12 protein-coding genes are annotated in these 13,896 nt (G+C 40.5%); 9 read left to right on the top strand and 3 right to left on the bottom strand.

Annotated elements, in window-relative coordinates:
• Positions 1 to 252: 252 nt before the first annotated feature.
• Entirely contained in the window at positions 253 to 3,504 is a 3,252-nt protein-coding gene (locus LJ658_RS19895) for a TonB-dependent receptor (protein WP_230548308.1), read from the top strand.
• A 77-nt stretch (positions 3,505 to 3,581) separates the two neighbouring features.
• Here the strand turns inward: LJ658_RS19895 and LJ658_RS19890 are convergent, their stop codons facing one another.
• Together LJ658_RS19890 and LJ658_RS19885 are read right to left on the bottom strand one after the other, a co-directional pair.
• Positions 3,582 to 3,938, bottom strand: coding sequence for a helix-turn-helix transcriptional regulator (locus LJ658_RS19890; RefSeq protein WP_230548307.1), 357 nt, complete (start codon positions 3,936 to 3,938; stop codon positions 3,582 to 3,584).
• A gap of 201 nt (positions 3,939 to 4,139) precedes the next feature.
• Positions 4,140 to 4,832, bottom strand: coding sequence for a S24 family peptidase (locus LJ658_RS19885; protein WP_230548306.1), 693 nt, complete (start codon positions 4,830 to 4,832; stop codon positions 4,140 to 4,142).
• Between the two features lie 248 nt (positions 4,833 to 5,080).
• Between LJ658_RS19885 and LJ658_RS19880 the strand changes: the two genes are divergently transcribed.
• Both LJ658_RS19880 and LJ658_RS19875 read left to right on the top strand, forming a co-directional pair.
• Positions 5,081 to 5,269: a hypothetical protein gene (locus LJ658_RS19880; protein ID WP_230548305.1), complete on the top strand. Its 189-nt coding sequence runs from the start codon at positions 5,081 to 5,083 to the stop codon at positions 5,267 to 5,269.
• 62 nt (positions 5,270 to 5,331) lie between these two features.
• Positions 5,332 to 5,748 carry a hypothetical protein gene (locus LJ658_RS19875; protein ID WP_230548304.1) on the top strand — a complete coding sequence of 139 codons (417 nt, stop codon included), beginning with the start codon at positions 5,332 to 5,334 and terminating at the stop codon, positions 5,746 to 5,748.
• Positions 5,749 to 5,832: 84 nt separating this feature from the next.
• On the opposite strand, the gene LJ658_RS19870 is transcribed toward LJ658_RS19875, so the two are convergent.
• Complete coding sequence (locus LJ658_RS19870) at positions 5,833 to 6,396, bottom strand: hypothetical protein (protein WP_230548303.1); 564 nt, start codon at positions 6,394 to 6,396, stop codon at positions 5,833 to 5,835.
• A gap of 208 nt (positions 6,397 to 6,604) precedes the next feature.
• On the opposite strand from LJ658_RS19870, the gene LJ658_RS19865 reads away from it, so the two are divergent.
• The 6 genes from LJ658_RS19865 to LJ658_RS19840 all read left to right on the top strand — a co-directional run bounded on the left by LJ658_RS19865 (position 6,605) and on the right by LJ658_RS19840 (position 13,782).
• A complete protein-coding gene (locus LJ658_RS19865) occupies positions 6,605 to 7,018 on the top strand; it encodes a DNA-packaging protein (RefSeq protein ID WP_230548302.1) in 414 nt (137 codons plus the stop codon).
• Between the two features lie 27 nt (positions 7,019 to 7,045).
• Positions 7,046 to 8,272: a terminase large subunit gene (locus tag LJ658_RS19860; RefSeq protein ID WP_230548301.1), complete on the top strand. Its 1,227-nt coding sequence runs from the start codon at positions 7,046 to 7,048 to the stop codon at positions 8,270 to 8,272.
• On the top strand, positions 8,269 to 8,970 hold the full coding sequence (locus LJ658_RS19855) for a hypothetical protein (RefSeq protein WP_230548300.1): 702 nt from the start codon (positions 8,269 to 8,271) through the stop codon (positions 8,968 to 8,970). Before LJ658_RS19860 ends, LJ658_RS19855 begins: the two co-directional genes overlap by 4 nt.
• Before the next feature lie 178 nt (positions 8,971 to 9,148).
• Positions 9,149 to 9,598 carry a hypothetical protein gene (locus LJ658_RS19850; protein WP_230548299.1) on the top strand — a complete coding sequence of 150 codons (450 nt, stop codon included), beginning with the start codon at positions 9,149 to 9,151 and terminating at the stop codon, positions 9,596 to 9,598.
• Between the two features lie 36 nt (positions 9,599 to 9,634).
• Complete coding sequence (locus LJ658_RS19845) at positions 9,635 to 11,707, top strand: hypothetical protein (RefSeq protein WP_230548298.1); 2,073 nt, start codon at positions 9,635 to 9,637, stop codon at positions 11,705 to 11,707.
• Positions 11,708 to 11,715: 8 nt separating this feature from the next.
• Complete coding sequence (locus tag LJ658_RS19840; protein ID WP_230548297.1) at positions 11,716 to 13,782, top strand: hypothetical protein; 2,067 nt, start codon at positions 11,716 to 11,718, stop codon at positions 13,780 to 13,782.
• Positions 13,783 to 13,896: the final 114 nt, after the last annotated feature.

Raw genomic sequence — 13,896 nt, 5'->3', positions numbered from 1 at the left:
CACAATAGTAAAAGCTATGAGATAATTTCCTGTATTTCGTCACAAATACTAAGATAGTGGTTTCTGGCATAGCCTCCACCCATGACCTACCGCCAAAGGCGGTGGTTTAGCCATTAGAATTAAATAGCAATTAAATTAAAATTTAATTTTTGACACGTAATTACTTACTGTTAACATAATGAACTAAAGATAATACCTAGTTAACATACTCTTAACATTGCAAATTGACCTTTGTGGCATAAAAATTCACACATGAAAAAGATTTACTTAATCCTATTATCGTTTATGTTACTGGTGGTTGCAGGTACTGCAAACGCCCAGATCACCACCTCGGTTTTAACCGGGAAGGTTACTGATCAAAAAGGCGCGGCTATGCCCGGCGTTAGTATCTCTATACTAAACACCAGCACAGGCACGAAATACGCCTCACAAACCAATGCTGATGGACGTTACAATGTCCAAAACATCAGCCCGGGTGGCCCTTACACCTTAACGGCTACCTACATTGGGTATACTAAAGACGAGCGTAATGATATTACCTTACAATTAGGCAACGCCACATTTAATTTTGTATTGATAGAAAGCTCAACTTCACTTAGCGAAGTTAAAGTTAAAGCCAGAACAGGCCCGTCAAAAACAGGTGCAAGCACCCGTATCAATGCTAATCAAATACGTACACAACCCAGCTTAAACCGCAGTTTGCAGGATTTAACCCGCAACACGCCGCAAAGCAATAATAACTCTTTTCAAGGTACTAACTACCGTTACAACAACGTAACGCTTGATGGTGCTATTAATAATGACGCAATTGGTTTTAGTCCGTCATTAGGTGGACAAAATAATGCTTCAGGCCAGGTTGGCAGCAGTACACGTACAAGCCCGGTATCGTTAGACGCTATACAGGATATCCAGGTGTATGTTGCTCCTTACGATATCAAAATCGGCAACGTACTGGGTGGAAGTATTAACGCAGTAACCCGTAGCGGTACCAACGAGGTTACCGGCTCTGTATACGGTTATGGTCGTGGTGCATTTATGGTAGGCCCAAATAATGCTGCAGCGGCTTCAGGTGGCGACGGTTCAAAACTGCCGTCAGCTTTCCATGATCTAAACACAGGTTTCCGCGTAGGTTTCCCAATCATAAAAAACAAATTATTTTTCTTTAGCAGCGAAGAGTTTGCCCGCCGTGTTGACCCGGTTATTGCCGGTGCAGGTACTGCAGGTTCACAAAACATTTTAACCCTTGCTGACGCACAGGCAATAACTGCAAAATTTGCGGCCGCGGGTTTTGATGCCGGTACTTACAATAACACTACCATCTTCTCAAACTCAAATAAATACTTTAACCGTTTAGACTGGAATATTAATGATAACAACCAGTTAACTATCCGTAACAACACTATTTCATCAACAGCCACCAACTTAGAGCGTGATCAGCAAAACTTCCGTTTCGGTAGTATTGACTATACATCACATAACAACTCAAGCTCAACCGTGGCAGAGTTAAAATCTAAATTTTCAAATAGTGTAAGCAACAGCTTATTATTTGGATACTCAAGTGTTCATGATTTCCGTGATCCTAATTCAAACCCGGCTTTGCCGCAATTTGAAATTACCGGCAGAACACCGGGTACAACTATATTTGTTGGTACAGACCGCGAGGCTGCCATCTTTGACATGCATCAAAAAACTACTGAGTTTACTGATAACTTAACCTGGACCAAAAACAAAAACACGTTTACATTTGGTACCCACAACGAGTTTTATGATATCACTTACAACTTTGTTAATGCATGGAACGGTCGCGACGCTTATAGCAGCGTAGCTAACTTTGTAGCCGATGCACCATCACGTATACGCGCTAACTTTAACTACACTAATAATACAAGAGATTATATTTTAGCTAACCCCTCGGCTAAATTTAAGGTTAACCTGTTGAGCCTTTATGGCCAGGATGAGATCCAGGTAACCGACAACTTTAAATTAACCGCAGGCATCCGCTTAGATTATGCAGGTTTGCCAAATAAACAGCCTTTAAGCACAAAAACAAGTGGTGCCCCGGTTGATCCTAATTATGGTAATACCTTTACTTACACCAAACCAAAAGATATCACCAATAAGTACTTAAACAATATCGAGATCAATCCCCGTGTATCATTTAACTATGATGTTAATGGTGATCAAAGCGTGATAGTGCGTGGTGGCAGCGGATTTTTTACCGGCCGTATCCCTTTTGCATGGTTAGGTTATGCATTTTATAACAATGGTGCCACTTATGGCGCTTATGATAACAAGACTCCTCCTGCCGGTATTAGCCCAATACAAGCGCCAGCTAATGGCGGTGCAGCTTATGTAGCTGCCCGTGGTGTTAATATAAACGATGCTGCTGGTGCAACACAGGCTGATTTGGTTGACAACAACTTTAAAATGCCACAGGTATGGAGAAACAGCCTTGCTGTTGACTACTCGACCGAAGATCAATGGAAATTTACTTTAGAGGGGATTTATACTAAAGTTATCCATGACCTTAAATTCCAACAGGTTAACACTACAGATAATGTAGCTTATTATCCATATGATACACAACACGCACAGCCTATATTTATAAATACCAAGCCTAACGCGTTATACACTAATGCCTATGAGTTATCAAACACCAGTTTGGGTTACCGTTACAGCTTAACCGGTCAAATTGGTAAAGTATTTCCTTTTGGTTTAAGTGCTAACGTAGCTTATACTTATGGTCATTCAAAAGACGTTACAAACGGTATCCGTAACTCAATGGAATCAAACTGGCAGTTAAATCAGGCTTTAAATCCTAACAATCCGGGTTTAGCTAACTCAAACTTTGACATCCGTCATCGTATCGTATCAAATATCAACTTCCGTCATAACTGGGATAATGCAGGCGCTTATACTGCAAACTTTACCTTCTTCTTTAGCGCGCAATCTGGCAATCCATACACTTACGGATTTTATCCAAACGCTATCGACGGAACTGGTCAGCAAGTTAGTTTAGCCTATATCCCTAAAGTTGGCGAAACCGTAAACTTCTTCAGCGATATTGCCGGTGGTGCCACTGCAGTAGCCCAAGCAGCCGCTTTTGATCAGTTTATTAATAAAGATAAATACCTGAGCACCCGTCGTGGTCAGTTTACAGAGCGTAATGCCGCTTTCACCCCATGGAATAACGATCTGGATTTCCGCTTTACACAAGATTTTAAATTCGGCAGTAAGCACAAACAAATGATCACTTTTACTTACGATATTGTTAACCTTACCAACCTGTTAAACAAAAAATGGGGACAATACTATTTCTCTCCAAACACGTTTAACTCAACATCAAGCATTGGTTTAACACCGGTTAAAGCTGGTACACCAGCATTCTCCGCAGTAGGAACAACTTATCCAAAGTATACATTCCAGGATCCCGGAGTGCCTTACTCTGTTGATTTGTTCACTTCAAGATGGCAAATGCAATTTGGTATTCGTTATGGCTTCTAATCATAACCAAACCTAATACCAAAAAGGCCCCCGATAAATCGGGGGCCTTTTTATTTTATAGATTTTATAGAAGATTTTTATCCCGCCTGCTGAATATTGCCCTGCGCTTTCAATTCTTTTATCTCCATCTCAAAAGCGCGCATCCGGGCATGTAATATATCCAGTTCGGTACGCATCATTTGTATTTCGGTAATAAGTTTTGGTGATTCAGTCTTATTTATCTTCTTTTCCCCCGTACCCAATATCAGCCATTCAGGCGAATATTTTAACTGGAAACATAGTTTACTGATCAAATAATAGCTTACTTCCTGCTTGCGGTTAATTACTTTACTTATAAAGCCCTGGTCAACACCAATAGCGTTAGCCAACGCCAGCTGGCCGCCATGATCCTTCACAATTACTTTTATACGTTTTACTATACCCTCGTCTGCCATTTAATGCAATTATAAACAATTAGGATATAAAAGTGAATTACCTTTATTTATTACGTGACGACAGACAGCTTGTCGGCTTTTCTTACAGACAACTGTTATAAGCTTGGTAAATATTGGATATAAAAAGACCGCCCAATACAATCATCATTATAACGGTTATGACGCTGTTTTTTTTACTGTAGCGATAAATATTAACGTCCATTAATGATTATGTTTTTTATGAATATCCTTAACCAGGCAAAGCTTTTTGATGTCGGCAATCTTAATAATAAAAGGTGCATATTTAAGCTGATTACCAATCATTTCTGTAGTATTATCAGAGTGCGCAACAACTTCATCTTCAGTATTGCCTAATAACAGCCGTTTGTACATACGATAATCGCCCCATTCAATATAATACACCTCGCCGGGCAGGATCTTTTTATCATGAATAACTTTCAGCGCTACCCAGCAGCCATTTTCCAGGTAAGGGTACATAGAATGGCCCCATACTGGCAAGGCAAAATCACAATCCTCAATACCCGGAAAATTCATGCGGCCCACCGGCGTGGTATCATTAATATCATTATAAACCTCCACACCAGATGCTGTAGCCGTAATTTCATACATAGGGATACCTTCAGCTATTTTTGATGCCTGGGTCACAGGCACATAAACATTGCCTGAAATAAAATCTTTATATTTTTCTTTAAAAATCCTGAACTTCTCAGGATCAATGTTTTGCCGGCTCTTAATAATTTCTGTAATAGAGCTTGGAGAATTAAAGCCCAGCACCTCGGCCAATTGAGCGTTGCCTGTAAATGCCCTTCCTTTAAGTTGATTATATAAAATTATAAACTCCAGTGTCTCAGGACGAACCGTTTTAATCTTGTTAACTTTCTCAGGAAATTCCATAATTCTAAAAATTATTTCTAAATTTTTCTTGATTAAAATAAAGATTTTTCTTTATATTTGTAATCCAATTCGCAACGAATCTACTATATATTTATACACAAACCAAATAAAAAGTAAAGAATATACAGATATGAATAAAGAAATATGGAAAATAATGTTTAAATGGCAGTTACACACCTATACGTAAAGGTTGAAGCGAAATACATATCGATACTAATCACACATTAACACTTTTAAAAACCAAACCAATGCATATCGCTTACTCCGCATTACAAAACACTCGTCGCCCAAACCCTTCTGGTACAACTATTACTGCCAGCGACCAGTTAAGCATCCGCTTTAAAGCCTATCAATCGGCCTGTAATAAATACAGTAAAGAAATTGCAGCAATACAGAAATACATACCCGGGTGGGTGCCCGCCTACCCCGTTATTTAACAGAACATAATAATAATTAAACCTGCTGTCAAAACAACCTGACAGCCTAAAACCTTATTGAGATGATAAAGATCAGTCAAAAATTAAAAGACAAACTATGGTGGATGATTATATCTGTAGATTATGATTACAGCCGGATCAGCGTAGCCGATCATGAACTGAATGGCGACATCCTGACCCTATGGCTGGAAGACAAGCACGATTTTAAAAATTCGCTTGAGGAATGTTTGCAGGTTGATATAACCACCAGGCAATTTGCCAAAATAATAAGAGCCGAAAATCTGAACAGCTATGAAGGCACCAAAATGCACCCAACAAAAAACTTTATTTACAAAACACGTATAGAAATAAACGAGCCGGTACGCTGGTATCAGGAAGACGCCTCACTTACAGAACAGCAGTGGACACGTGAAGCAGTTGTGAAAATGTTGCTTACACAATTGGTGGAGAATGAAGTTGCCGATGAAAAAATTTGGTAAATTTTATGCCAAATAGCATATAATTCATAATTATTGTTTATCTTTGTATAGTACGTTAAACAAACGGTTACTTTTCCTATAAAACTATTTTATCTGGAGGTTAAAACTACCATGAACCACACTGGAAGATGAGATTCTTTCGCCGTCTTTATTAGTCATTACAGTAGTAAAAGTACCTTTGGTAAGGATACTGTCCTGCATGTATTTCTCGAGGCTTATTTGGTTAGATTCATTGATGCCCAGACTATTAGACAATACATACTGCTTTACATGTTTGCCATCGGCGTTTAATAACAACTGGCCGCCGGCGATAGTGTTGGTTAGATCGGGCGAGGCAAAGCCCGGCGAACTAATGCCAAAACTCACCGTATGCGCCTTGTTAATAGCTGTTATACCAAAGTATTTATTACTATCAATATTTACATTAATAAAGGCTACAGAGTCTTTAGCAGCATCAAAAGTATAGGTTGAATCACCCACGGTAATATTAAGGGTGCCCTTGGAAGCAAAAAAATTGCGTGAGTTATCGCTTGTGTCGGCTTTTATGGTGGTTTTTGAGGCGCTTACATCCACAGACTGATCTTTTTGACAGGATATAATCACTGCAGAAAAAAACAACACGATGAAGATAAACCGAAAAAAATTCATATCGACCGGGTAAACTCAAATTTAGTTATTATACGAATATAAAACACAAACGGTTGTGTTAATTAATATTTAACAAATTTTAACGCTAAAAATGGTGCCACGTTTACCGGCATAAGCAAACTATCCAACATATATCAGCTAACCACTATTAAAATCATAGACTTTCTCATTTTGATAGGGTCTTCTGCTGATTGGTATTTAAATTATAATGAAAAAAACAAAGTACTTTTTCACCGATCGCGAGTCACTTCTTGCCTTGATTGAGCTTTATTTCGAACGTACCGCTGACAATCCGGCTTCGAAGGCTAAAAAAAATGAGCCGCCGACAATTGCAGGCCTAGCCCTTTTTTTAGGATTTAACAGCAAGGACGATTTTGACCAATATGAAAGCAAGGGCAAGCTGGCCCCCCTAATAAAGCGAGCACGGTTTAGGGTGATAGCCTATTATGAAAACAGGTTACACTACCCTGCCCCCACCGGCGCCATGTTTGCGCTTAAAAGCATGGGATGGAATGAGAAAAGCAAAACCAAAAAGGCTGATAAAAAAATAAGCTCGATAAAAGTAAAATTGATTGAGTCGGGCCCGCAGCCTGCAGCTAACGAAAAAGACGTCGCACTATAACTCACACGGCCCACTTAATTATCAATTATGAATGTAAATGATTACGAAGCATCTGTTCTGTTTAGGCGCAATTACGCCTCGGCCGCCCAGGTAGTAATTAACCAGGGTGGCACCAGCTCGGGGAAAACTTATGCCATAGAACAGGTATTATTTTGCCTGGCCTGCGAAAAAGAAAAACAAGTAATTACCGTAGTTGGCCAGGATATACCAAACCTTAAAGCCGGGGCTCTGCGTGATGCATTAAGCTTATACAATAAATCATCGCAGCTAAAAAAACTGGTAAAAAACTTTAACAAAACCGACAGAATATTTGAGTTTTATAATGAATCAATCATTGAGTTTAAAAGCTACGCTAACGGGCAGGATGCAAAATCAGGGAAAAGAGATTATCTTTTTATTAACGAGGCTAATGGTATTGAATGGAATATTTATACCGAACTGGCGCTGCGTACAAAGGCCCGGATATTTATTGATTATAACCCCAATACAGAATTTTGGGTACATGACAATCTGATTGGAAAACCCGGTGTAGAACTTATTATATCAGACTATCGGCATAATCCATTTCTGGATAAAGCTATGGGCCATAAAATTGAAAGCATTAAAGCAACCAATCCAGAATTATGGAAGGTTTATGCCCGTGGCCTTACAGGCAAAATAAGCGGCCTGATTTTTACCAACTGGTATGTTTGCGATAGTATCCCCGCAGACGCAAAATTAGTGGCTGCCGGACTTGATTTTGGCTTTACCAATGATCAAACCGGCTGTATAGAAGTTTACCAGCAAAACGGCGAACTGTGGATTGACGAATTATTTTATGAAACCGGCCTAACCAATAAAGATATTGCTGTGAAACTTACCACCAATGGCGTCAGCAAAAAAACAGAGATTGTTGCCGACAGCGCCGAACCCAAATCAATTGAGGAGCTTAAACGGTTAGGCTGGTATGTTACCGGCGCAAAAAAAGGTGCCGATAGCATAAACAACTCAATAGATATACTTAAACGCTATAAGCTTAACATTACCCGCCGTAGCATTAATCTGCGTACCGAACTGGGGCGTTATAAATGGAAAGTTGACCGGTCGGGCAAACCGATGAACGAACCCGTTGATACCTGGAATCATTTAATTGACCCATTGCGTTACATCGCTTTAAATAAATTAAAAATAAAACCGGCCACAACTCGCAGGTCACGCCTGCCCTACCTGGATAACCACAGCTTAAATAACCTTACAGATTTTATTAATATATGATAGAAAAAACGCTCAAAACAATCACGGGACAACTCCTTATCAGGATTCCATCGCAACTAAAAGAAGTTACGTTGGGTCAAATGATGCAAATGCAGGACAAAGAAGATTTGACCGATATGGACGCAATAAGCATACTTTCAGCAATACCGGTAAGCGAATTAAAGAATGTAATTGACATTCGCGGATTTGATGTATTTGGTGAAACTGTACTATCATTATCCAACCAAATTAAATACCTGTATAATACCGATGAGATCCCGGCGAAAGTAACGCTCAATCTTGATGGCAAAAAGACGAGCGTTAATATTATTCGCAACCTGTCTGTCGAGCCGGCCGGCGCCTTTATGGCCGCCCGTTATATTATTGCCGAAGAAATAAATAAACACATTACTTTACATGGCGAGGATGACTGGAAAACACTTTTTAACCCATCATTAAAAGCCTGCTGCCTTGTTTTGGCACACTACTTTTATTGCCGGGCCACCGGCGACAAATACAATGAATATAAAGCCGAGGCCTTTGCCGAAACCGTAAAAAAACTTGGGGTAACGGAGGCGCTGCCCGTAGCCAAACATTTTTTTATGAGTTATCCGGACTTATCGAAACCGAAAACAAATTATTGGCCGCGGTTCCGTCAGTTTTGGAGAAAAAAGCGGGAATACAATCGTTTGAAAAATTTAAATACATCAACACTATAAATTCTTTATCAGGCGGTGATATCACCAAATGGGACGAGATCCTGAACATGCCTTATGACAGGGTTCTTACCAAACTGCTACTTAACAAAACCGAGGCAGAATACCAGCGCAGATACACCGAACTGTTACAAACACAGCGATAACTTTAAATACTAGTCACTAAATCAATCTTTATTCTATGCCAATACGTAACCAAATTGAAGCTATAGTACAAACCATAACCAACACGCCGGCATTTGTATATGGCACTGCAAACGAATTAAATACACTCGCCGATGATGCAACCTTTCCGTGTGTCTTTTTGTATCCGCCACAGCTCATTAACCTATCGCCACAAATAAACGGATCAGTAGATAATACATTTGCCATAACCATTGAATTTTTGTTTAAAACAGATTTTGACCAATACACGGCCGAAAACGAAACTTATGTGAGCCAGGCCTTGCATATGGCTAATGAGTTTATTACCAAAGCCGCCAAATACCGTGAGGGCGATGGCCGTTACTTTAAAATCAAGGCTGGCGACAAAGCCAAATGCACCCCGATTTACAACAAATACGATGTTAACACTACCGGAGTTGGTTTAACCATAACGCTGGCTACCATGTATTTTGATCAATACCAATAATCTGCCTATTTATAAAATCAACTTAAATTAAACACAATGGGATTAAATTGCAATATAATAGCCGACCGGCCATTCAGCTATTTTGAGGGGCTGGACAAAATTACAAAAGCCAAAATTTATGCAGTTATTGTTGACGAAAACGGATTGCCAGCCAATGGCAATGGCGCGATAATAAAATACAGTGTTAACGATGATGGTTTAATAACCCAGGAAGAAAAAGCCGCTTCCGGCCAATCGGTATTATTGTTTGACGGGATCATAGACAAGTCGCACGACGATGGCTTCGGAAATTTTGTATCTTATTACTCAAAAACGTTTGGTTTTGCAACGATACATGCCCTACTTGATGCGCCGCCACCAATAAATTATTGTGATTTGGTTATCAATGGAATAAACATAGATAAGCCCGAGTCTTCGCCGGGTGCGGGGGATGGCCAAATATCAGTACAGGCATCTTCAAGCTACTTACCATTATCGTACAGCCTTGATAACATAAATTTCCAGGCCTCAAACATCTTTACCGGCCTAAGCGGTGGCCTTAAGACTGTTACGGTTATTGACGCAAACAACTTTGGCTGCGTTGAAAATATCACCATCACCGTTCCCGTTCAAAGCAGGTTGTTGGTTAATGATCCTTCAGTAATAATTAACGGCAATACAAGCAGGTGGAACGCGGCCTTTAACCCCATTGTATTTACTTATCAGCGTAAAGATTTTGAAATCATATCTGTCTCACAGGATTCCGCATCGGGCAAGGCCAAAGTACTGGTGAATACCGACTTAACAGCACTTATTGCTGATGACCTTGTTTACATCAATGCCGCCCCCTATAAAGGCATTTATAAATTTAATGCGCTAACCCGCACAGGTAATTCATTCATAATTGATACCTCTTACGCCGGCAATGCAACTGGGTTTATCAATATCAACCGATTAAAGCCTTATTATAAGCTTTTAACAAAAATCACTTACCAGGATACTGATGGTGTTACCGATACAATCATATCAACCAACAGACCTGATAAGACGGGGCTTATAAAAGCGGACATATCAAACTTTCTCCAATCGTTAGTGCGTGTTAAGGACGAAAGTGATTTCACCAGAACTAATTTCAGAGACAACAATTTAAGCGCCAGTTATCAGATTGCTTATTCAGAACAATGGGATGATAACAACGGAGACGAAAAAATATCAGATTGGATTTATATTACTGACCCATATTACGTGGTGTATGCAGCCAAACAACTAGGCGAGCGTTACGGCGGTAACCTGGCCGCTTATGTACCTTTTGCAAATGGCCAGCCGCCAGCTAAATGGATTACTGATTTTGCGGAGCCGGCTTACTCAAATGGTTATCCTTTTGACATCGGGTTTATTTACAGCGAGCATTTGCTGGGCCTGGATATATATTGTGAATTAACCCTATTGGACATTAACAGAAAATTATTGCCGGGCGGCCCCCAAAACAGCTATTTGTTAAATGATGACAACTCCTGGTTACTTAACCAGGATGGAAGTAAGCTGGTGATATCCCGGCAAACCACGGCAAACGCCCCACTGGCAGCACAACTGGGTTTAAACCGGTTATTGATCAATAATGATTTTCCGGCGGATGCCTATTACTTTACCATTACTTTAAAATACAGCGATGGCAGTAATATCCATGCAGTTACCCAAACGCAAACTATCCGCATAGATGACGCGGTTGATGAGCGGTCTGTTTATCTGCGCTGGATAGGCCTCAGCGGCTCGTGGAACTACTATCGCTTTGTTTACAACCAGGAAGTAACTTTGGATGTACAAAACGCCACCATCATTAAAAACTTTGTGTCTGATTGGGAGAACCAGGATACAATTGAGGATGTAATAAGCAAAACTGCCGGCCAGAAAATGAAGGTTATGGCCGAGGATCTTTCGGTAGCAGATATCAAGGGGTTACAATCCATCAAATACTCACCAAAAGTGCAAATGCTGGTTAACAAAAATTCGGTCAAATGGCAAACAATAATTATCAATACCGCCACCTTTAGCGAATACGAAACACTAAATGGGCAGGCTCCTTTTAGTGTGACGTTCAACATGCCGGGTATTAACATCCAAACACAATAAAAAGAGATATGAACGATATCCAATTATATATAAATGATCAACTGGTTGACTTGAGCGACGACAGCCCTATTGCCTTAACCTTCCAGATCAATAATCTGGCCGAGGTGAAAAACCAGCAGGGCAATACCTCAAATCAGTTTAAATTACCGCTAACGCAACGTAACCGGCAAATATTGGGTTTCCCGGATGATTTAGCATTTTGCACCAACCTGCCTTACACGCAATATCCCGCAAAGCTGGTACAGGACGGCCTGGAGATAATACCATATGGCGTTGGCGAACTAAATGGCATTGATCAGGATACGGCCAGCATTACCATCCTGTCAGGCAATGTTGATTTTTTTGATGCTATTGATGGCTCACTTTATGAAATGGGCGACGGTACAAGCCAGTGGGGAAAAGAGTTGTTATGGAAACAATATGACCATGAGTGGACGCTTAATACAGTAGCGTATTCGCAAACCAGGACTGACGGCTGGATATACCCGGTTGTTGACTACGGTAACTTTACTGAAGATTATTCGGCGCCCATAAATGTAACCACTATGCGGCCGGGCTTCTTTATAAAAACGGCTATTGACTTGTTGGTAAAAAGCGCGGGCTATAAAGCTACCGGATCTTTACTTTCTGATCCTCTTTATCCAAAGCTCATAGCACAGTTTAGCAATAGCTCATGGGAACATGGCACAGCGTATCAAACCCAGCCTGATTTGCTGAGTTGCTCGGCAGCTACCGGCTCAGTTATACAATTGAATCATCCAAACAACAGCAACCCAACAGGCAGGTTCGTGTTTGACAATAAGCTGGCTGATCCATCCGGACAGCTTAGCAATGGCGTATTTACAGCCGCGCAACGCAGCGATTTTACAATTACGGTCAATTTTCCGAAAACTAAAATGTATGGCAGAATAACGGGCAAACACCCCACTTATTTACACGTCACCATTACAGTACATACTCCCGGACTGCCGGATATATACCCGGCCGAACTGAATTTTACCTGGGATATGGGGAACTGGGTACGTGATGCCGGAACAAGTGGCGGCAGCATTACCGGGTATGTAGACATTGGTAAGCAAGCTCTTTCATGCCAAACAGAACTTGCCGCGGGACAAAGTGTTGAAGTTAATTACACCTGGCTGGGCGATAATCCGTCATACTTTACAGTTGGTACAGGCGCAACCTTTACAGTACAGGCGCAAAACAGAGTTGTAAAATACAGTCAGCCTGTACAGTGCGAGCGCATCTTTCCGGATATTTCACAAAAAGATCTGCTTAAAGATACCCTGCAGCGGTTTGGTATTATTTGCCAAACGGATAACGCCACAAAAACCATATCGTTTAATTCATTTCATGATATAGTCAACAATATACCGCTGGCTAAAAACTGGACCAAAAAATGTTTGGACCAGGGTAAAACCATCAGCTTTCAGTTAGGCGGCTACGCACAGGCTAATACTATGAAATATAAACAGGATGACGCCGTACTGCCCGCCGGTTTTGCAGATGCGGTAATAAATGTGGCCGATACAACTTTGCCTGCTACGACAGACTTGCTGGAGAGTCAGTTTGCCTCTACCTTAAACCGGCCTTACATTGGCGGCACCGTTGCCCAAATTAAAATGATTGATACTGATAATGGCGGTACTGATTTTAGTATAGGTGTATCGCCACGGATTTTGATCGATCATAAACTTAACCTTACCCAATTGAATAAATCGGTAATATTTACCGATGGCGGCAGTAACCATATAACCGTAAATGATATTATAAGTACCCCTTATTTTTATAAGCCCGATGGTGATTATAGTTTATGCTTTGGCGATATGCCAGGCACAGTCGCCACTAAACCACTGCCCGGTTTAAAAACAAAATACTACCCCGAGCTGGAGAAGATATTAAAGCAAACAAAAAAAATAGTGCGCTATTTTTTATTAACGCCACGCGACATATTGGAGCTTGACTTACTGATACCCGTTTATTTAGAGCAGGATGGGGCTTATTATTATATCAATAAAATAGATGCCTGGCGCAAAGGGCAACCTACTAAGGTAGAACTGGTAAAGCTGGGATAATTAATCCAAAAAGCCAGGTAGCTTTTGCTTCACATCAGGATCATCGTGCTCCCTAAATTGATTGATTACCTATTGCATTTAATCATTTCACTTTTTATATTTACCAAAAAAATT

The sequence above is a fragment of the Mucilaginibacter sp. UR6-11 genome, assembly GCF_020880695.1.
Classification (GTDB): domain Bacteria; phylum Bacteroidota; class Bacteroidia; order Sphingobacteriales; family Sphingobacteriaceae; genus Mucilaginibacter.
The sequence above is the reverse complement of the archived record's forward strand: the minus strand, read 5'-3'. Positions and strand labels throughout refer to the sequence as shown.

Bases quoted from the DNA above. Each gene is read 5' to 3' on its own strand.
- LJ658_RS19865 (WP_230548302.1), top strand. From the start codon at position 6,605: ATGAAAAAAACAAAGTACTTTTTCACCGATCGCGAGTCACTTCTTGCC.
- LJ658_RS19845 (WP_230548298.1), top strand. From the start codon at position 9,635: ATGGGATTAAATTGCAATATAATAGCCGACCGGCCATTCAGCTATTTT.
- LJ658_RS19855 (WP_230548300.1), top strand. From the start codon at position 8,269: ATGATAGAAAAAACGCTCAAAACAATCACGGGACAACTCCTTATCAGG.
- LJ658_RS19885 (WP_230548306.1), bottom strand. From the start codon at position 4,832: ATGGAATTTCCTGAGAAAGTTAACAAGATTAAAACGGTTCGTCCTGAG.
- LJ658_RS19840 (WP_230548297.1), top strand. From the start codon at position 11,716: ATGAACGATATCCAATTATATATAAATGATCAACTGGTTGACTTGAGC.
- LJ658_RS19860 (WP_230548301.1), top strand. From the start codon at position 7,046: ATGAATGTAAATGATTACGAAGCATCTGTTCTGTTTAGGCGCAATTAC.
- LJ658_RS19875 (WP_230548304.1), top strand. From the start codon at position 5,332: ATGATAAAGATCAGTCAAAAATTAAAAGACAAACTATGGTGGATGATT.
- LJ658_RS19895 (WP_230548308.1), top strand. From the start codon at position 253: ATGAAAAAGATTTACTTAATCCTATTATCGTTTATGTTACTGGTGGTT.
- LJ658_RS19850 (WP_230548299.1), top strand. From the start codon at position 9,149: ATGCCAATACGTAACCAAATTGAAGCTATAGTACAAACCATAACCAAC.
- LJ658_RS19880 (WP_230548305.1), top strand. From the start codon at position 5,081: ATGCATATCGCTTACTCCGCATTACAAAACACTCGTCGCCCAAACCCT.
- LJ658_RS19870 (WP_230548303.1), bottom strand. From the start codon at position 6,396: ATGAATTTTTTTCGGTTTATCTTCATCGTGTTGTTTTTTTCTGCAGTG.
- LJ658_RS19890 (WP_230548307.1), bottom strand. From the start codon at position 3,938: ATGGCAGACGAGGGTATAGTAAAACGTATAAAAGTAATTGTGAAGGAT.